Origin of the sequence: Bradyrhizobium erythrophlei, from assembly GCF_900129505.1 — a bacterium.
GTDB classification, from domain to species: Bacteria; Pseudomonadota; Alphaproteobacteria; order Rhizobiales; family Xanthobacteraceae; genus Bradyrhizobium; species Bradyrhizobium erythrophlei_D.
Window position 1 is genome coordinate 3,348,526 of the sequence record NZ_LT670818.1, and the last position, 19,508, is coordinate 3,368,033.

Consider the following 19,508-nt stretch of genomic DNA (forward strand, 5'->3'; position numbering starts at 1 on the left):
CGACAGAAGTTTAGTCATTTAATTTCTCCATTGCATATGAAAAGCCGACGTGACTCCTCTATGGAAATGGGGCGGTGATTGACGGATTAAAGTTGCAATTTCTTCACGTCGTTCAACGCCACGCGAGGTCGGGCGCGTCGTACTATCATTCGCCCAGCTCGAGTCCTCAAGGCGAATTGAGCTTTGTGAAGTGTAATTTAATGGGGCGAGATCGCTGCCGGCTTACATCTATCTCGATACATCTGAGCACTCGGATGCGGCAAATGAGAAACGGAGAAAATCTTTAGGGAGCGCTCCGAGAGCAGCATGCGTGACTCTCGATGAACCTGCCGCTTTTGCATAGCCTGAGGCAAAAGCTTGTATCAAAGTATGTTTGGGTGATCTGCTTTGTAAGCCTGGGGCGAGAGAGTTTCGCTGGTAGCCGGAGCGAAACAGCCAATGGAAGGGGAGCCGCCGTGAAGCCGCACACGAAATTTGCCGCCTTGGCCGTTGTAATGATTGCGTCGAGCTCCGTTGTCGAAGCACAAGACGGCCGCCCAACGACGGCGAGTCCGCCTGGCACGACGCAAGGGCCTTGGACCAGTGTAAAGCCCGGGAATTCAGAAAGCCGCTGTAGTCCGGGCGAATATGCGGTTGGAATCGAGGTTGAAGTCGTACCGCCCGGGGCAAAACCCTGCGCCGGGTGCGTTTCAAGACTCCGCGTTATCTGCCTACGCTACGGTATCTAATTATCTGTCGGCTTCGCCCACGCGTTTGGTGCGCAGGGCGGAGATTACTCACGGCCCTCCCCCTGTGATTGCTCCAGCTTAGCAGAGTCCTTGGTGAAGCCGGCCGTTAGGTCGTGGGCTTAGCACAAGCGGCACGCTCCCCAGGATCCGCAACACGCGCCACCCCCGCAGCCACCGAACCCGATCCCGCAGCCACCGAACCCGAACCCGATGCCACCGAATCCGATGCCGATCCCGCAGCCGCAGCAACCACGGAAGCCGCCGCAACCACGGCAGCCACCGCACCCGCCACCGCCACAACCACGGACGCCGCCGCACCCGCCGCCTCCTCGGCAGCCGCCGCAACCGCCGCCACCACCATGGCCGCAACCTCCGCATCCGCGGGCGAGCTGCACGCCGCCACCAACGTTTTCCCTATCGAAGACATAGAACGTGGCGAGACTGACGTCGCTCATTTCCTCTTCGCTGAGAACGAAGCGCTGATTGGGCGAGGTATTGTCATATTGCGGGGATACCGGCAGTGGGCATCGTGGATGCGGACGTACTACCCACTTTTGACAGGCCGTGTCCAGTAGCGCCACAGCATCTTGCCGTCTACTTTCGCTTGTATAGCAAAAGTCGATTATTGCTGAACAAAGAACACGGCCCGTGCAACAGGATTAGATGCCTGTCAAAAAAATCGAACACCGGCATCGCGGGTGCACTTGATCATCTGGAACTCGGACGAAAGGATCGATAAATCGGCGTTCACTCGAACTTGATGAGTTGCTGCAAGGGCTGCGAACGCGCATGGATACTACATCTTTGTGAACCAGCATAAGCCACGCACCCGGGCCGACCGATCATTTCCAAGGTGATATGGGTATGTAGGTGCCGTCAACTTCGGAGAGAGTCTTCGGATGCCGGACATACAAAGCGACTTAACCCGAACAGCAGAAAACCTTCATCGCGGTATGAAGGCAACTGCGGACGCGGTAGGCATACTACTTGTTGATGGATTTCACTATTTGGCGCTCTTCACGATTGGCGCGACAACCGTCTGGTCGGCCCTTGCCGCTTTCATCAGCATGTTAAGTAAGGGGCGCGCTGAACTCTCGGACATCCTTCTTCTGTTTATTTATCTTGAAATCGGCGCAATGGTCGGAATCTATTTCAAGACGACCAGGCTTCCGGTTCGCTACTTGATATATATCGCGATGACCGCGCTGGGTCGGGTCCTGATCGAGGTTGGGGGCGCTGAGCACAAGACAGGGAACGAACTTCTCATAGTAGCAGGGGCGATTTTTGTTCTGTCCTTTGCTGTGCTGGTGCTGCGGTTCGCCTCTGACAAGGACGACCCGTCCGATACGCTGGGTCGCGGACGTCATCTGTATCAACATGCTGACCTGCATGAGCCGTCGAACGACGACCAGATTTCGCGAAAATAATAACTACTTGGAAGTTATTCGGCCTCATGCCGCGGCAGTTTGGGCGTTTGACCAGCGCGCTGCCGTCGTCCGCTCTTCCATTGAAACAGGTGAAAAAGTCTTCTACGCCACTGGATACAACTTTTTCTCGACCTTATATGCGGCGACAGAACACTACCTAGGAATGTGGCAAAGAACTCACCGGCGACTTACAGAACGGCCCAGAGGCTACATGATTGTTGATCGCGGTTCATTCGATCTTTTTGCGGGAAAGTGATCGAACGGCACTTTGGGAGTAGTGCAACACTATCCCACCGATGGCCAACATTAAGTGTTTTCCCCTCTGTTTGGTATCGCGGTTCCGGTCGCTGCCGGGCGCGATCCTTGAACCAGACCTGTGGTTCCGGCAGTCGTAGCACCAGTCCGTGAAGCTCCCGCGTGATCTTGGATCTGGCATGACAGCCGGCTGCCGGCGCGGCGCCGGCTTATTTGCTCATTGCTCCATGCAATGTCCATTTTGCCTGTGCGCTTGTAGAGACGCCCGATGCCGCTATCGATCAGCGCGCCTTGCCCGACCAGCCGCTCGGTCGCTGCTATTTTGTCCGCCTCGTCCTCGCGTCAAATTCTGGACCGTACTGATATCGGTCCAACGAATTTTGCTGGTGTCGACCTTCATATCCATTCTTCCGCGACTCGCATTCAGCCCCTGCAGGATCATAGCGCTGACTTAGCGCCGAACGGAATCCAATTGCTGGGCATGTGGTTCAAGTCACCGTCGGCGATTCTTGATGTCCGCAACGCGGGTTAACGAGTTTGCCGTAACACCCGCGAAAGGATTGCCCCTGCATCGTAAGGCAATTCGAACTATGCCGCCATCCGCACCGCCGGCTGATCGGCCGGCCGCTTGGGCTTTCCCTTGTCGCGGGGCCGCGGGCGCGTTCGGGATATTTACGGCGCATTGCCTCGAAAAGCAAAGTTGCGATCGCGCTGCGCGGCAGCGCGATGCGGCATTTGACCAAGGCCTTTTCGGCCTCGGTGAGATTGCCGCCGAGTTCGGCTGCATAGGCATCCATCAACGTGCGGAAGCGCCGGGGCGCATCGGCTGCCGTCAGCGCGCGGCAACTTGATCGCTGAACTGTGGCGAGCGGCGCTTGGCAGCAATAGCGGACATGTCTCCGTTCCAAGTCGGCGATCAATGAGGATGCTGTCGCTGGATGCTGCACGGGCTGAACGCGAACTTCAGGCCCCGGGGGCGCGCACTGCTGTCGTGCAGAAGGCGCCCGCATCTGTCTTGTATCGACGCACTACTGCACAATCACTTTGCGACTCTATCTGCGCCGCACCACTTCGCGGGGGACCTATCGCGAGCCGTAAAAAAAAGGCGGTCGGGGGCCACTAAACTAAAACCGAATTTAGTGGGATTGGCCGGCCCGCGAACTACATCATGATTGTGCCGATAAGCGTGGCACCATCCGGGGCTGGGAAACGGACGGATTATAGGAAATGCAAGAGATCGCTGCCGTTACCGCCGTTGCAGGCGCAGTAATTGCGCTTGGAGCGGCATGTTCACTCTGGGCGCTACATCGAAAGAGCTGACGCTGTTCAACTATGCTCTCTGCCGCGGGAGGTCGAGGTCGAGGCATCGGCACCGCAAAGAGCTCGTACACGTGGCCGATCCTAAACGTCATTTTCGGCCCAGCACAGTGGAGAAAGGCTAACATGCAAATTACCGTCGTCGCCCTAATGTGCCACACGCTGGCCAGCATCCCGCAGCCGGTCTGCCGTGAGGAGATCGTTGTCAAGGACGAGATGCCCATGCAGGCCTGCATGCTGTCACAGCCTGCGATAGCAGACTGGAAACGCCGCTCGATGTTCAGCGGTGACCAGTGGAACGTTGCCCGCATCAAGTGCGTGCCAGGCGACTACGTCCTCAAGGGGGCGGCCTAAAAAGGCGCCCGGTAGTCGGGTGTCCCGTCTGTCCAAATTGCCTACCAGCGCACATGGGAGCACATCATGCGCAAATTCGACTCCATCGCTACTCTGCGCGGCGACGGACTCCGGCCCGAACTGCGGGCATTATTCGATCGCCTTGCCATCGATCCACGCCCCGTATTCTTCGTAAGAGACGGCATGGTCCAAGCCGGTCCGGACCCCGCCTCGGAGACAGCCCCCACAAACGTTGTGCCTCTTCGCGATAGGCCCGCCAACGACGGCCGCCCACGGCGTCGGAAAATGGGCAGCCAAGGAACTCGTGACAATGATGTCGCCCCTCCAACTCTGGATCATGTGAGGCAGCACTTCGTGCACATTCTTCATGATAAAGCTCACATTCAAGTTCAGCATCCGGTCGATAGCCCCTGCGTTGGAGTCACCGAGTCGCCGCAGAAGTAGGTACCTGCATTTGCATGCAAGATGTCGAGTCGGCCTGCCTTCTCTAGGATCCTCGGCAGCAGCGTAGCGCAGTCGCTTGGGTCGAGCAGGTCGATGATGAGCGGGATCACGGCGTCGCCGCGCATTTTGCAGAGCGCATTCAGCGCTGCCTCGCTGCGGTCAACTATAACCACGCGCGCCTGCGGCCAACATTGCCTGGGTACTTGCCAATCCCATGCCCGACGCAGCCTTGGTCACGGCGGCAACCTTGCTTCCAGTTCTCTCGCCATGGGTCTCCACATTGCTGCGCGCAGCACAACGCCCGCCGCAATATAGCAATCCCACGCGGGGTTGCCGGGGACAAAGGACGGCCCAGCGCTTGGCGGCGTTCTCCGCCGCGAGCATCCTGCTCGGGTTGCGCCACTGCGTCTCAAGCTCGTGTGAATTGAGTCGTGGGATCCTAGCCGAGACGGACGAGCCCATGTCGGACATAGAAGCCTTTATCGGCAATCGCCGCATGCTGGTCGTCTTGGACAGTTGCGAACGAATGGTTGCCGCCATCGCGGCTCTGATCGAGGCGATCTTGGCGGCCGCACCCAACGTCGTCATTCTAGCCACCAGTCGCGAGCCGCTCCGCGCAGATGGCGAGCGGATTCGCCGCCTTGATTCCCTTCCTGTTCCTCCTGTCGATGCACGATTGGACGTCGGCGTCGCTCTCAGCTTCCCGGCCATCGAACTCTTCGTTGAGCGAGCGACCGCGAGCCAGTCCAGTTTCCAAATAACGGACGAAAACACGTCCGTGGTGACCGAGATTTGCCGACGCCTCGATGGAGTTCCACTCGCGATCGAAATCGCTGCAAGTCGAGTGGACTCGTTTGACGTGCCGGTTCTTGCGGAATTGCTCGACTATCACTTCCGTCTGCACCTGCCCGGGCGTAACACGGGTCTTTCCCGCCATCGCACGCTCTCGCTACTTTGGATTGGAGTTTCGACGCGCTGTCGGCGGAAGAACAGATCGTTCTGCGGCGCCTGTCCGTGTTCCGCGGCCCGTTCACCTTCGAAGCTGCCCGGCAGATCGTTGGCGACGATAGGATCGCACCCGCTGACGTCACGGCTCTAATCGCCAGCCTTGCGGTAAAATCTCTTGTGACGGCGGGTCTAGGACGGGCCGGAGGAATGCGCCGCCTTCTGGACACGACGCGCGCTTATGCCTTGGATAAATTATTGGGGAGTATCGATGTCGACGCTGTCTCCAAGCGCCATGCCCTTTACTTCAAAGACGTGCTGGAGGCAGCCTAGGCGCGCACTGATTTGGTTTGGACGACTGAGTGGGATTCCGCTTACGGTTCAGAAGTGGATCAGATCCGAGCTGCTCTGGACTGGTCGAGTTCGCCATCGGGTGACCCTCTGTTGGCATTGACGCTAACGGTTGCCGCTTTGCCGCTCTGGGGTCATCTCGGCCTGGGCGAAGAGTGCTTGGCGCGGGTGGACCATATTTTGGCTCTCCCTGGAGTTCAACCTACACCGGAACAGCTCATAGCGTTGGAGGCGGCGCGCGCTGGCGCACTGGTGAACCGGGATAGGACAGGTACTCTCGTCACCGAAACCTGGCGACGGATTTCTCGCTTTGAAGGGCAAGTTGATGCACCACGGCAGAAGCTGCAGGTTCTTCTTGCCGATCTTGGCAGCGCCTGGATGGGGGGGCGCTTTCGCGACTGTCTCACGGCTGGCCAACGCGTGCGCGACACTGCGACCGCAGCGCGCGAAAGGGCCTACATTGGGGTTGGGGAGCGGATGATAGGGAGCAGCCTGTTCTATCTTGGAGAGCTCAGCGAGGCGCGCACCCTTATCGAGAAAGCACTACGCAACGGTGTATGGCTAAGTCGCTACGGCTTCGATGTCCACAGCCACTTTGATGAGCGCGTTGCGGCCTTTTGCGATCTCGCACAGATCCTGATGCTCCAGGGCTTTCCGGAGAGAGCGCTGGAAATGGCAGCCGCGAATGTCGACCGCGCCACCAAGACGGGGTATGCTCCGACTATTTGCTACGCCCTCGGTATGTCGACATGCCGGATTATGCTTGACGCCGCCGAACCGACCACGGCAGAACGATATGTCGGCATGCTCATGGATTACATGGCCCGGCCTGGTCTAGATCTTTGGCGCATGGTTGCCGATACGCTGGCGGGAGCGCTCCTGAGCCGGCGAGGCGAGCATGAAGCGGCGGTTGTTGCCCTCCGAGCTGTCGTCGAACGTCTTCGCGAGACGCATGTCTGGTCATTCCAGACGCTGTCCCTCGGCTATTTCGCCATCGCTCTACTCGAGGCTGGGCGATTTGTTGAGGCGTCAGAAACGATCGATGAAGCCTTGGATCGCTGCCAGCAATCTGAAGAATTCTGGAGCTACGCGCGTTTCCTCATGTTGAAAGCCGAGATTCTGCTTAAGGGTAAACTCGGACATACATGCAACATCGAGAGCTATTTCATGAGGGCCCTGGCGGTGGCGGATCGTCAGGGCGCTGTTTTTTGGAAGCAGCGAATATTCGATGGATTAAATTCGATCGGCTTAGATGTCGCCCGTCCGACCTAGCCGGCGCAACGGAGCTCGAATATAGCCAGAGGATGGTACCCCGAATGCGGACCTGCTGAGAGTTGCCATTGGGTCGATACTCACGAAGGAGTTTGTTGTCTTTAATGAACTGAAGCGTCGGGCCCTATTTTCTCGTTTTGCGCGAACTCAGAGATAGCATGCGCATACTGTTTCGATTGGACCTGCGCTGCCGGTCAGGTGAAAGGCTTTCGGAACCATCGAATTCGTTCTGCTTGTGCTATCAGCCAGTCCGGTCATTCGATCTAGAACGGTTCAATGCGAATTGGGCTGGTAGCGTTCATGCATGTGGAGCAGCAGAACCACCGGCGAGGCGAGTGCAACCGGATGGGCCGATTTTCCTAACCGCCCATCTTTGGCCGGGTTCAAATACTTTCCGAGGGTATCTCATTCACAGCAGCGAATATCGCTCACCGCCGCAGATTGCCGCCAGCAGTAGCACACCGAAGTGCGTCGTCTTCGGCATCAGAAGCAAACTCGCGCCAGCGGCGGGCACCAATCGCTCATTACCCGGACGAGACGTCCTTCGGCGACTTGCTCCTGCATCCACATGATCCTGTTGGCTGCCATCCTTCTCGCGATTGCCTGGACGCCGCGCGTTCAGATGTTGGCCCTATCTGGTCGATAGCTGGTGGCGAGCAATGTTCATCGGTGCGGAATTTCGATGCCAGGATCACCTGGGCGCCACCGCTGTTCAAGTCACGGGGTGGTTCGCCGGTCGTGAGTGCGAGCGCTGGGCTTCTACGGATGTGCATGCTGGCATCATCCGGATTGGCACAAGCACTCTAATGCGACGCTCAGAATGGTTGTTTGGGGCTTCTGGAGCTTTGGCAGGCGCTGGATCTTTATGTCGTAGGCGAGCCTCAATCATCGTGCGCTTGGGCTCCAACCATGGAGGCAGGCTTACCGTTTCCCCGGATCTCTGGTCGGGAACGTCTGTTGCGAAACCTGGACCGTCGGTTGCGATGGCGAAATTCACTCCGCACGGTCCCCTGAAATAGATGGCATGAAAGTACTGGCGATGGAGAGCGGGCGTGACCGCGACCCTCATCGCTCGCCACGTCGGGCTGTTCGACGTGTCCAGATGCACAGCGACCGCGCGTGGTTCGGTCTCGCAGTTACTCAGCCGCTGCATTTAAGGGATGTCGGCTCGGGCCGAACCTGTTTCTCGGAACGCGATGGAAGGTGCGACCGCCTCCATGAAAGCCTCGACCGCGAGCACGCCCTTGCTGCTCCACCATCGATATATGGTCGCTTTTCCTACGCCGGCGCGGGCGGCGACGCCCTCGATCGACATCTGGTGGAAGCCGACGGTCTTCAGGAGTTCGTATGTCGCATCGAGAACCCGTCGGTCTTCTCCAAAGGACCGACCGCGGGCCTCGATCTCCGTAGACATGTCTCCGCACCAGGGAGGGTCGACGTGTCATACGGGAGGGCCTGACATCACGCTGTCAAGACCTCGCTCGCGGGAGCGAACTTTTCGAAATGGATGTTTGCGGGCGATAGACCGAGCTTCGCGACGTGCTGGCGCCCGTTCTCGACCATCTCGGGCGGCCCGCACAGATATACGTCCACGTCGCCGTTATTGAGCGAGCCGGCGGCAAAATGATCGGTGACATGGCCAGTCAGCGGATGCCGGCTTCCAGGACCCGAACAGGTGGTGTGATAGGCGAACTTAGGGATACGCGCTGCGAGCGCCTCGATCCGTTCGACCTCAACCAGATCGGCGTCATCGCGCGCGCCGTAAACGAGTTGCACGGGCTGATTGTTGGCGCCCCGCGCGGCCAGATGCTCGAGCATTGACAAGATCGGCCCGACGCCGGTCCCTCCGGCGAGGAACAGGATCGGTCGTCGCGGTGCACGAAGGTAGAAACTACCGAACGGGCCGTTGAGAAGGAGCCTGTCACCTGTCTTGGCCTTCGCCTCGAGATAGGCACTCATCTTGCCGCCCGGCACATTGCGGATCAGGAAGGTCGCCACATCAGCGCCCGGCGCAGAGGTGAAGGAATAGGGCCGGCTCGTCATCTGATCGGGAGCGGTGACATTGACATATTGCCCCGGCAGGAACATCGGAAGCGTACCTTCCAGGGGCTTGACCGACAGCCTCATACGGTGGGTAGACAAGGCCTCGACCTCGACGATTTCGGCGATTGTGTCTTTGGGCTTCACTTTGCACGCGCCGGAGGAGGCCAGGATGTCGATCACCATGTCGCTCTTCGCCTTTGCCTGGCAACAGAGGACGTAGCCTTCGGCGGCTTCCACATCGCTCAATGCATCCTCGATATAGGATCCAGGGTCGAACTCACCCGATTGAAGAAAGGCCTTGCAAGTGCCGCAGACTCCGTTGGTGCAGTCGAGCGGCACATTGATGCCGTGACGATAAGCGGCGTCGGCGATGCTTTCGCTTTCGTCTGCACGGATGAACTGGGTAGTTCCATCTTCAAAATTTAGAGCAATCGTATGGGGCACGCGTCTGCTCCACCTGCCTGCCATCATCAAATGTGATAGATGTCGATGACGTGGTGGATGTAGTCGTTCTTCAGAATCACCTTTTTGTCTTTGATCAGGGGGCGCTCTCCCGTGACTTCGAGCGTGTAGAAGGAGACTCCGAAATAGGTGTCGATGATTTTGTAACGGTAGCTGAGCGTCAGCCAGTTGAAGCGCAGTTCGATCTTGCTGTCGCTCTGCGAGAGGATTTCGACATTTGATACGTTGTGTGACGTCCGCGGCTCGGGGGTGCTGGCGCTCGACCGTTCAGTCTTGATGCGGAACACGCGATCCTCAAGGCCGCTGCGACGGGCGTAGTAGATCAGGGAAATCTCCGCTTGAGGGTCTTCGACGATTCTGTCGTTGTCGTCCCAGGCCGGCATCCAGAAGCTCGCGTCAGGCGCATAGAAGGCCAGCCACGAGTCCCAGTCCCGATCGTCCAGGGCACGGGCTTCGGCGTAGAGAAACGCTTCGACCCTCGACAGGGGGATCATCGTGCTCATGCCCCGTCTCCCTTGAGTACGGCCTCCCGCAGCGCGTCGGACCAATATCCGTGCTGAACAAGGAAAAGACCTTCGTCCTCGATCTTCACTCCGCTCCTCAGTGGATGAAGGTCGATCGCCTGCGCCCCCTCGTCCGCACCCTCGATCCAGTGCGTCGCGCCGCGCGACAAGTCATTCCAGCGCATCGCCTTGGCCATGTATGCCTGCTGACAGGCGCGGAATTCCTCCAGATCGTCGGGCGTCGCCATGCCACTGGCATTGAAAAAATCTTCGTATTGGCGAATGCGGCGCATTCTCTGCTCTGCCGGCTCGCTCTTCGGCGCAATGCAGTAGATCGTCACTTCGGTCTTATCTACCGCGAGCGGACGGGTCACGCGCAGCTGCGAACTCATCTGGTCCATCAGATAGAGATTTGGATAGAGGCAGAGGTTGCGCAGGTTCTCGACCATCCATTGCGCCCTGGCGCGGCCGTGCTTTGCCGTGAGCTGGTCGATGTGCGCGTAGGCGGGCCTGGTCGTTGGGTCGGCAAACCGAGACCAAACGACCATGTGCCCGTTTTCGAACGAATAGTAACCACCCTTCAGCTCGCTCATCTTGCTGAGATCGGTCGCCTTGACATCATCCGATTCCGCATTGCGGCGGCTCGTCGTGGCAATGTAGTTCCAATGCACCGACGATACATGATAGCCGTCGGCACCATTTTCAGCCTGCAGCTTCCAATTGCCGTCGTAGATGTAGCTGGACGATCCGCGCAGGACTTCGAGTCCGTCGGGTGCCTGGTCGACCATCATGTCGATGAATTTTGCGGCTTCGCCGAGATGTTCGGCCAATGGCTTCACATCCGGATTGAGGCTTCCGAACAGGAAGCCGCGATAGGCCTCGAACCTCGCGACCTTCTTCAAGTCGTGCGAGCCTTCGTTGTGGAATTGTTCGGGATAACCGGCGCCGTCCGGGTCTTTCACCTTCAGCAACTTTCCGGAATTGCTGAATGTCCAACCGTGGAACGGGCAGGTGAATGTCGACTTGCTGCCGCGCTTGTAACGGCAAATCATTGCGCCACGGTGACTGCAGGCATTGACGAAGGCGTTTAGCTCGTCGTTCTTGCTGCGGGCGATAAAGATGGGCTGTCGTCCGATCCAGGTTGTGAAATAGTCGTTCTTGTTCGGAATCTGACTTTCATGGGCGAGATATACCCAGTTTCCCTCAAACAGGTGCTTCATCTCCAACTCAAAGAACCCGGTATCGGTAAATATCGCACGATCACAACGAAACAGACCGTCGGCCGAATCCTCGACCAATGCTGTGTCGAGACGTTCAAGGATGCTTGTTGTCATGGCTTGTTTTCTCCGAAGTGTCGGTCAGTCTGTTAAGCGGGCGGCGATGGTCGCAGCTCTCGCCGAGACGATCAGAATGAACGCAAATCAGATAGGCGTCATGAGACGATCGCGCCCTTTCTGCCTGTACGGAGGCGTACTAGGCTGATCATGGACCTCGAGCCTGTCGGCACCGGCAGCGAAATCTTTGTACAGTAAGTCGGCAAAGCCGCAGGTCTTTTGCAAAACAGCTTCGTGCAAACCCATAATCCAAGCCAACGAAGCGAACATCCAAGTGTGTCCGCTCAGGCCGATAAGCATTGCAATTGAAATCCATTGCCTCAAACCCGCACTGTGAAGTCTCAGAGGCGTGATCAATCGTGATTCAAGGTCGGGTTAAATCGGTGTCATCTTGAATATGTCCCGCCACATGGGAAGAACTCATTTCGGCGGCGCCGGTAAGGACGAAGGACTCCTTACCCAGAGAAGCTTCTCTGAGTTTGAGCGCACTTGACAGAGGCGATGATGCATTCGAGCGACGATTTTCTCAGCACCCCAAACCTGGATTACGAAGCGTGGCGAGATGTGGTCCGCTTGATCTGTGGCCGGTACACGCCGGAGGGGATCGAACCGAATACCTTTTTTGGCAGAGCGCGTGTCCGAACCATTTGCGGATTGAAAGCAGTGGAGCTTACTTCCAATGCTCATCGCCTCGAGCGCACCCGCCAGGACATCCGTGTTGATGCTAGGGATCACTACTACGCGATCTTTCAGATGACTGGTCAGTCGAGAATCATCCAGAACGACCGGACTGTGGAACTTGCAATCGGTGATGTCGCTCTCGTCGACGCGGCGCGGCCCGTGACATACGTATCTGAGAAGGGGAGCGACCAGTGGTGGGGGTCTTTGCAACTGCCGCGGCGGTCCCTGGTGTCTCATCTAGGCTTGGAACCGCGGTGCCTTTCTCGACGTAGCGGAGCGGCTGCAGCGCGACCGCTCCGTCAACTCCTTCAGGATGGCGTCGAAGACCAGCAATCAATGTCCGTTTCGGCCAACGCCTACATGCGTCTCGCATTCTACGACTTATTGGGCGCATTATTCGCGCCGTCCGATCCAGAAGATACCTCTCTTCACACAGACAAGCTGTTCGCGCGTATCTGCGATATCATCAAGGATCACTTTGCCGATCCGGATTTCGGTCCTTGCGACGTGGCGGTCGAGGCGAGAATCTCGTTACGCTACCTTCAGAAGCTCTTTACGGCCAGAAACTCCACCTGCAGTCATTTCATACATTCGGTTCGTCTGGATCACGCCGCGCGTCTGTTGGAACGTCGGTCGTTTCTGAAAACAAGCCAGCCCATCAGCGAGATTGCTTACGCCAGCGGCTTTGGCGACTATACTAATTTCAGTCGAAAATTTCGCCGTCGGTTCGGTCATACCCCAGGCTCCCATTCGGGAGATCATGCCGAGCACGGGCGTATCAGCACCGCTGAAAGTGCGGCATAGGCTCACGACGTCTGAGGCAGAAATTCGCACCGGACAAGCCAACATGGGCAAATCGTATAGCAGCAGTCGCACCAATTAGACTCACGAATTGAAGTTGCCTATTCGCTCCGATGGGGCGTGCCACGCAATGGTGTGATGGTGAGGCTTGAGCTCATGACCCTGGCGTAGGTCAAGCCGATGAGCCTTGCGACGCTACCTCCAACGAACTCTCGGGCGCAACACGCCGTGCGCCGCCGTACGAGCGAAAGGGCGTCGACAACCAATGACGTTGATGCTGGGCCGATCTAGGTTTGCAGGACACAATATCAAAGCAGGATAGAGGGATGGGTCGGAGCAAATGATTCCCAAACGAGAGGTAATGGAGAGATTCGGTATGTCCCATCAAATCGGCAATCCGCATACCAAGCCGCTCGAGATGGAGCATAACGGGCAAATGAGTTCGGGCCGATCACAAAGTGATGTGCCCTTAGAAGGATTTCTACCACGAGAAGTTCTCTCCGAGCGGCGCGGTGACCGCTATCGCCGAAACCCACCGGCATGTGGTGTGAGGCCGCGATGACGACCTATCCGGACCGCTTCGCCGGCAAGACTGCCGTAGTGACCGGGGCAGCGCAGGGCATCGGCCGTGAGGTCGCATTGCGGCTTGTGCGGGAAGGGGCTCGCGTTGTCCTTGTGGACCGCTCCGACCTCGTCGAGGAGGTGCGGCAAGAGGCGGGAGCCGAGGCGCTGGCCGTCATCGCAGACCTGGAAGGCTTCGCCGGCGCAACGGCGGCGGTGGAACGGGCCCGGGCGCGCTTCGGCCGCATCGACATCCTGGTGAATAACGTCGGTGGCACGATCTGGGCCAAGCCGTTCGCCCAGTATGAGGAAGCTCAGATCGAGGCAGAGATCCGCCGCTCGCTCTTCCCGACGCTCTGGTGCTGCCGGGCCGTGCTGCCGGTGATGCTGGAGGAGGGCGGCGGCGTTATCGTCAACATCTCGTCGGTGGCGACGCGGGGCGTGAACCGCGCGCCCTACGCGGCGGCGAAGGGCGGGGTGAACGCCATCACCGCCTGCCTCGCCTTCGAATACGCGGAGCGCGGCGTCCGCTTCTGCGGCGTCGCCCCCGGCGCGACGGAGGCGCCGCCGCGGCGCATTCCGCGCAACCCCGCCCCGCCGATAGAACAGGAGAAGGTCTGGTACCAGCAGATCGTGGATCAGGGCCTCTCCTCCAGCCCGATGAAACGCTTCGGCACGACCGCGGAGCAGGCGGCGGCAATCCTGTTCCTGGCCTCGGACGAGGCCTCCTACATCACTGGCGTGACCCTGCCCGTGGCAGGCGGCGACCTCGGCTGAGCGATGACCGTCGGACGCTTGCGATCAGGACTCCGCGACGGAGGAACGCGAGATGAGCGACAGCCTGGTGGAGACGGTTCTGGTGCAAATGGCCTGCGCGAGCAAAGACATCTTACTTCCCATCAGCAATCGTAAAAGGCGGATATTATGAGCAGTACCAAGTTTGAATCTGATCCCGAGCGGAACACTCAGACGGCAGGATTTGCCGAACGGGTACGTGCCAACCAAAAAAAGCTCACGGCTGAACTCAAGCCGCACTATGACTTCATAGTTTGCGGATCTGGCTCATCTGGTTCAGTGGTGGGGCGCCGTTTGGCCGAGAATGCGGAGGTCAGCGTCCTCCTGCTGGAGGCCGGCGGCAGCGACGATATGCCAAGCATCAAGGAAGCCGGCCAATGGCCTCTGAACATTGGCGGCGAACGTGACTGGGCTTTTATGGGCCAGCCGAACCCACACCTAAATGGACGCTCCATTCCGCTGAATATGGGCAAGATACTTGGCGGTGGATCCAGCATCAACCTCATGGCTTGGGCGCGCGGGCACAAGAATGACTGGGATTTCTTCGCGGCCGAGGCTCGGGACGCCGCATGGAGCTACCAATCAGTACTGGACATCTATCGCCGCATCGAAGATTGGCACGGCGTGCCGGACCCGAGGTGTCGCGGGACCGGAGGACCGGTTTTTGTTCAGCCCGCACCAGACCCGAACCCGGTGGCCCCTGCCATGGTCGAAGGCGCACGCTCGGTTGGCATTCCGACCTTCCAAAGCCAGAACGGGCTGATGATGGAAGGTGATGGCGGTGCCTCTATCATCGACTTGCGAGTCCGCGACGGAATGCGGCAATCGGTATTCCGTTCCTATACTTTCCCCTACATGGACCGGCCGAACCTGACGGTGCTCTGTCACGCACTGGTCACTCGACTTGTCATGAGCGGTAAGCGAGCCAGGGGCGTGGAGATCGTTCATGACGGAAAGGTTCAACACATCGCCGCAAAAGCGGAGGTCGTACTATCGTTGGGCGCGATCCACACGCCAAAGGTGCTGATGCTGTCCGGAATTGGTGACCAAACCGAACTGCGACGGCTGGGAATACCTTGCGTGCAGCACCTTCCGGGCGTTGGCGAAAACTTCCAGGACCATGTCGGTTTTGGGTGTGTTTGGGAGTATCCGCAAGCACTCCCTCCACGCAACAACATGTGTGAAGCGACGTACTTCTGGAAGAGCGATCCTGATCTCGATACCCCGGATCTGCAAACCTGCCAGGGTGAGGTGCCGTTCTGCAGCGCAGAGACAGCAGCCCAATTTGGCCCACCGCCGGGTTCCTGGTCATTGCTTGCAGGCGTCGTGCGGCCAAAGAGCCGGGGCCGCATCCGCCTGACGGGTACCAATCCTCAGTCCCCGATCGAGATCGAGGCCAACACATTGGCGCACCCGGATGATATGAAGGCGGCGATAGCGTGCGTCGAGCTTTGCCGCGAAGTCGGCAACTCTGCTCCACTGAGGCCGTTCGTCAAGCGGGAGGTGATGCCAGGCAATCTCAAGGGTGCAGCACTCGAGAACTTCATCCGTGACGCAGCAAGTAGCTATTGGCATCAGACATGTACTGCCAAGATGGGACAGGATGCGATGTCGGTGGTGGACGGCTCTCTCAAGGTCCACGGGATCGATAATATTCGTATCGCTGACGGTTCCATTATGCCGCGCGTCACAACCGGCAACACGATGGCCCCTTGCATCATAATTGGCGAGCGCGCCGCAGAGATGCTGAAGATCGCCCACCGCACTTGAGGTCCTACAATCGCAGTGATACGCGCTCAGCGAGCCAGCGAGCGCTTGCGTGAAAGAGAAAGGATCGGATTGCTCGATGGCAACTAAACGGCGGGCACACCACTCGGCTAATCCTATGTACGTAGACCCCACCCACTCTTTTTGGGATTGCCAATGAGCTTTGATGTTCCCGCGACCCCTGTCGGGATAGTCAAAGTCGGCCATCCGGCGCTCCGTAACGGCACGCGGAGTGTACCGCAAGAACTGTTCGGGACTCCCGCGCTTCACGAACTGATCGACGTCATGCGTGCGACGCTCGCGGGAAAAGGCGTAGGCCTCGCGGCGCCACAAATTGCGGTGCCATTACGTCTGTTCGTCGTCGAGGACACTGAAGATCGGATGAGCCATCTGACTCCCGGACAGCAAAAGGCTCGGAATCGATATCCCTTCCCGTTCGAGGCAGTCATCAATCCGACCTGGTACGCGACCTCCCCGGAGATGGTGATCGAAACAGAGGGGTGTCTCAGCATTCCCGATTTTAAGGCGGATGTCAGCCGTTACTGGGCGATCGAGGTTGAAGGATTTCAGCCGAATGGCCAGCGGAAAACTTGGTCCTTCAAAGGATGGCCGGCACGTATCTTTCAACATGAAATCGATCACCTTGACGGACGGCTACTTACCGATTGCATGCTTCCAAGAACGCTCACATCGACGGAGCCGTACGGTACAGGTGCTTCGTCCGACCTACTCGAACGCCTCGCCATTTCCACCGAACCGCCCAAGGAAAAATGAACGGCATTCGGCGCCGGACCGCACATGTGCTTTGGCTTGAACCTCGCCCTGTCGAACGGCTGACCGGATCGATCCGGCGCGAGTGCGTGAATCATTTCGTCGTGTTGAGTGAACGCAGAGGAGATCGAGAATGTTGAAAAGACTTGTTCTTGCATTGGCTTTAGCGAGAGTTCCGATGGCCAGCGCCCAGGCCGACACCTTGACTGCGGGGCAGACAAAGACGACCGCGCTGGCGGACTGGTATGCCAACATTTACTACACTGCAGTGGAAGGAACATACCAGGTGGTGATCACGCTCGCGCCGGGCCCTCAAGAAGGCGGTCGCCCTATTTGAGTCGTGCACGGACTGGCCGACGGCGAAAGCCAAGAGATTTGGATTGGCGGTTTTGGAAAAAACACGCTCTTGACGACCTTGAAGGCGAGCCGTGCGGCCGATCAAGTCTTCTTCAACGTCGGCACACGAAACGTGTCCGTCCGGTAGAAGATCACCATCCTGCAGATTGTAGGCTGAACTGGCTTCGGCGATTCCGAGTCGCCCCATCGGAGGAAACCGAAATCGTCAACATGCACGTAGAGGCCGGACTGGCGCGCTGCAGGTGTCAGGAGCCTTATCGCGAATCATTTGCGCTTACTCTGTCGGTACTGGCGACCGTCGGCGTGAGGCGATGTTCGATTTAGGCTCGTGAGGGCACATCAATTGTCGGCCTGTATTGGGCGGGTTGCATCATCAATATGTACAGATTTGATTTGCGACACCCACAGGCGCCATGAGGCCGAACCCGAAAGCCAGTGGCAGAGTTACGCAGTGGAAAATAGGCCCTTTGTGTCGTCTACGTGCGCGACACGAAACTGTTCGAGGAATCGTGCCGCTCTGCTGCAATCTTCGCCGGTCGTCGCGCCACCGGCAGTGTCGGCGTCGTCAATGTCAATGACTGTGTCCGCAAGGCCGCCGACCCGTGATACGATTGGCTCGCGGTGCCGTTAACGACCGAGCTGTTAGAGTTCTTAAATTTTTTTTTATTCGAGCGGGAGCGCGTTGCGTCTCGCTTTCACGGGACTTTGTGTTGCGCGCTCACCTGGAACAGAAATACTGCGTCATTGTTAGATACGGAACGGGACATCCATCAAAGGGCTTGTCACCGACAATAATATTTGGAGGCCGCGCTCTCTGAGGCATCTTCATCCGGGAGCGAGCAATGTTTGAGAGCGTCGATCGTAGTTCCGCGAAAAAGACTCAGCCTGCGAAGCTTCCCGGAGCTAATCGTCACCCCAAGATCCTTCGGGCGTCATCGCTTGTGGTGGCAGGTGTGCTTTCGCTTTTGCTGGTAAATGCGGTTGTTCCGCCGATTGTCGCCGACCAATCTGACAGAGCGGTGGTGGATGCTCCCATTACGCTCCTGACCGCACCCATCGAGGGCGAAATCGACTCACTGACGATAAGTCCAGGTCACGCCGTGGATGCCGGTGATTCAGTTGCGCGAATTTCGAACGTCCGATTGGATCGCGGAACCCTGATTTCGCTTGAAGAAAAGGCGGCGGAGGCTAGGGAAAAACTGGCATCCGCGGTGGCAAACAAGAATTCGGACCGCGTCTATCTGAAATCGCTCGATTCCGAAATCGCGAACGAAATCGAACAACTCAAGGCACAATTTCAAACCCAGATCGTCGAACTGCGCGCGCGGGTGGCCGAATCCGTTTCTCAAAGTGCAGAAAAGAAGGCGTTGGTTGAACGCCAATCCGACATGGTCTCACGCGATGCCGCGAGCGTGTATATGCTCAAGCCGACCACCCACCAGTATTCGGCCGCGCTTCATAATGCGGATGCCGAAAGCGCCAAGCTCAATCAAAAGATCGCACAGCTCGATGCCCTGGGAAAAGGCATCTATGTGGGAGACGATCTCATCGCCATCGGTACCCTCGTTCAGAAACGGCGCGACATCGACCTCGATGAAAAGAGAATGGAAATCGAGGAAAAGGAACTTTCCGCGGTTTTGCAAGATCACCAGCGTCTCATCGACGTTGAGCAAAAGAGATTGGATACCTTGGCCGAAGCCAATGTGCTGGTTACCACTGCGGGCGACATCCTGAACGTCGGGGCTGGGCCCGGCCGGCATGTCAATGCAGGGGACACACTGGCGTCCCTTGTCGATTGCGACAAGAGCTTCGTGGTGGCTATCTTTTCGTATCGACAGGGGCAGAGCATGAAGGTCGGCACAAGAGTCCGCGTCGACGGCGCTTCCTTCCACTCGGGCATCGTGACGGCTGTGTTGCCCAAGACGAGCGATAAGATCGATGACCGCTTCGCCGTCCCGTTCCCGCAGACCGAGCGGCGGGAACTGTACGCGATCATTGCGCCTGACGGCCAGACCGATGGCGCTGCCCATGCGGAATACACAGCTCAGCTTGAGCAATTGACACCCTGTACCGTTGGTCAGTGGGTAACTGTGACCAAGGATGACGGCATCGTTCCTTCCATGTCGGTTACGTGGCGTCGCCTCGAAACGCTAATGACGTCGTGGCGCAACAAGAAAGGTCCCCTCCAACCGGCTGACGACATCGAAAGGAAACCTGAAACAGGGTTCGCCATGCTTGCGGCTGCATTTCGTTCGGCCTCGCAAGCCGGATATCAACCCCCCGATCTGGCACATTGGCTGCCCCGCATAGATACCGTCGTCTCTCGATGAAGCGATCCCT

The 19,508-nt window shown here is 58.2% G+C and carries 17 protein-coding genes and 1 pseudogene; 11 read left to right on the top strand and 7 right to left on the bottom strand.

Annotated elements, in window-relative coordinates; translation table 11 throughout:
* Positions 1-834 precede the first annotated feature (834 nt).
* Entirely contained in the window at positions 835-1,131 is a 297-nt protein-coding gene (locus B5525_RS15445; RefSeq protein WP_154073245.1) for a hypothetical protein, read from the bottom strand.
* A 496-nt stretch (positions 1,132-1,627) separates the two neighbouring features.
* Here B5525_RS15445 and B5525_RS15450 point away from each other — a divergent pair, with 496 nt between their 5' ends.
* The 3 genes from B5525_RS15450 to B5525_RS15460 all read left to right on the top strand — a co-directional run bounded on the left by B5525_RS15450 (position 1,628) and on the right by B5525_RS15460 (position 4,081).
* On the top strand, positions 1,628-2,155 hold the full coding sequence (locus B5525_RS15450) for a phosphate-starvation-inducible protein PsiE (protein WP_244567910.1): 528 nt from the start codon (positions 1,628-1,630) through the stop codon (positions 2,153-2,155).
* Positions 2,156-2,678: 523 nt separating this feature from the next.
* The gene (locus B5525_RS43950; protein ID WP_154073246.1) at positions 2,679-2,942 is read left to right on the top strand and encodes a hypothetical protein; all 264 of its coding nucleotides are present in this window, start codon (positions 2,679-2,681) and stop codon (positions 2,940-2,942) included.
* Between the two features lie 911 nt (positions 2,943-3,853).
* Positions 3,854-4,081, top strand: coding sequence for a hypothetical protein (locus tag B5525_RS15460; protein ID WP_079566770.1), 228 nt, complete (start codon positions 3,854-3,856; stop codon positions 4,079-4,081).
* Positions 4,082-4,342: 261 nt separating this feature from the next.
* On the opposite strand, the pseudogene B5525_RS15465 reads toward B5525_RS15460, so the two are convergent.
* A pseudogene (locus tag B5525_RS15465) lies at positions 4,343-4,794 on the bottom strand (SDR family oxidoreductase); the annotation flags it as partial.
* Positions 4,795-5,114: 320 nt separating this feature from the next.
* Positions 5,115-5,462, bottom strand: a complete 348-nt coding sequence (locus tag B5525_RS15470) for a hypothetical protein (RefSeq protein WP_079566771.1) — start codon at positions 5,460-5,462, stop codon at positions 5,115-5,117.
* A gap of 17 nt (positions 5,463-5,479) precedes the next feature.
* Here B5525_RS15470 and B5525_RS15475 point away from each other — a divergent pair, with 17 nt between their 5' ends.
* Positions 5,480-5,803: a hypothetical protein gene (locus B5525_RS15475; RefSeq protein WP_079566772.1), complete on the top strand. Its 324-nt coding sequence runs from the start codon at positions 5,480-5,482 to the stop codon at positions 5,801-5,803.
* A gap of 111 nt (positions 5,804-5,914) precedes the next feature.
* Positions 5,915-7,093 carry a hypothetical protein gene (locus B5525_RS15480; RefSeq protein WP_154073247.1) on the top strand — a complete coding sequence of 393 codons (1,179 nt, stop codon included), beginning with the start codon at positions 5,915-5,917 and terminating at the stop codon, positions 7,091-7,093.
* A gap of 1,153 nt (positions 7,094-8,246) precedes the next feature.
* Here the strand turns inward: B5525_RS15480 and B5525_RS15485 are convergent.
* Genes B5525_RS15485 through B5525_RS15500 form a run of 4 tightly spaced genes read right to left on the bottom strand, consistent with a single transcriptional unit; the run spans position 8,247 to position 11,435 of the window.
* A complete protein-coding gene (locus B5525_RS15485) occupies positions 8,247-8,507 on the bottom strand; it encodes a TetR/AcrR family transcriptional regulator (protein WP_079566774.1) in 261 nt (86 codons plus the stop codon).
* Between the two features lie 47 nt (positions 8,508-8,554).
* Positions 8,555-9,607, bottom strand: coding sequence for a benzoate 1,2-dioxygenase electron transfer component BenC (gene benC, locus B5525_RS15490; protein WP_079566775.1), 1,053 nt, complete (start codon positions 9,605-9,607; stop codon positions 8,555-8,557).
* A complete protein-coding gene (benB, locus tag B5525_RS15495; RefSeq protein WP_079573412.1) occupies positions 9,607-10,092 on the bottom strand; it encodes a benzoate 1,2-dioxygenase small subunit in 486 nt (161 codons plus the stop codon). The genes benC and benB overlap by 1 nt, the downstream gene beginning before the upstream one ends.
* 5 nt (positions 10,093-10,097) lie before the next feature.
* Complete coding sequence (locus B5525_RS15500) at positions 10,098-11,435, bottom strand: Rieske 2Fe-2S domain-containing protein (protein ID WP_079566776.1); 1,338 nt, start codon at positions 11,433-11,435, stop codon at positions 10,098-10,100.
* A 489-nt stretch (positions 11,436-11,924) separates the two neighbouring features.
* Between B5525_RS15500 and B5525_RS15510 the strand changes: the two genes are divergently transcribed.
* The 6 genes from B5525_RS15510 (at position 11,925) to B5525_RS15530 (ending at position 19,498) form a co-directional block, all read left to right on the top strand.
* Positions 11,925-12,920: a helix-turn-helix domain-containing protein gene (locus B5525_RS15510; RefSeq protein ID WP_154073248.1), complete on the top strand. Its 996-nt coding sequence runs from the start codon at positions 11,925-11,927 to the stop codon at positions 12,918-12,920.
* Between the two features lie 555 nt (positions 12,921-13,475).
* On the top strand, positions 13,476-14,255 hold the full coding sequence (locus B5525_RS15515) for a 1,6-dihydroxycyclohexa-2,4-diene-1-carboxylate dehydrogenase (protein WP_079566779.1): 780 nt from the start codon (positions 13,476-13,478) through the stop codon (positions 14,253-14,255).
* A gap of 147 nt (positions 14,256-14,402) precedes the next feature.
* Complete coding sequence (locus B5525_RS15520; RefSeq protein WP_079566780.1) at positions 14,403-16,043, top strand: GMC family oxidoreductase; 1,641 nt, start codon at positions 14,403-14,405, stop codon at positions 16,041-16,043.
* A gap of 153 nt (positions 16,044-16,196) precedes the next feature.
* Entirely contained in the window at positions 16,197-16,814 is a 618-nt protein-coding gene (locus B5525_RS15525; protein ID WP_079566781.1) for a peptide deformylase, read from the top strand.
* A 130-nt stretch (positions 16,815-16,944) separates the two neighbouring features.
* Positions 16,945-17,148, top strand: a complete 204-nt coding sequence (locus B5525_RS43955; protein ID WP_154073249.1) for a hypothetical protein — start codon at positions 16,945-16,947, stop codon at positions 17,146-17,148.
* Positions 17,149-18,010: 862 nt separating this feature from the next.
* Positions 18,011-19,498 (top strand): HlyD family efflux transporter periplasmic adaptor subunit, encoded by a 1,488-nt coding sequence (locus B5525_RS15530; protein WP_079566782.1) that lies wholly within the window; start codon positions 18,011-18,013, stop codon positions 19,496-19,498.
* The last annotated feature ends 10 nt before the right edge of the window (positions 19,499-19,508 follow it).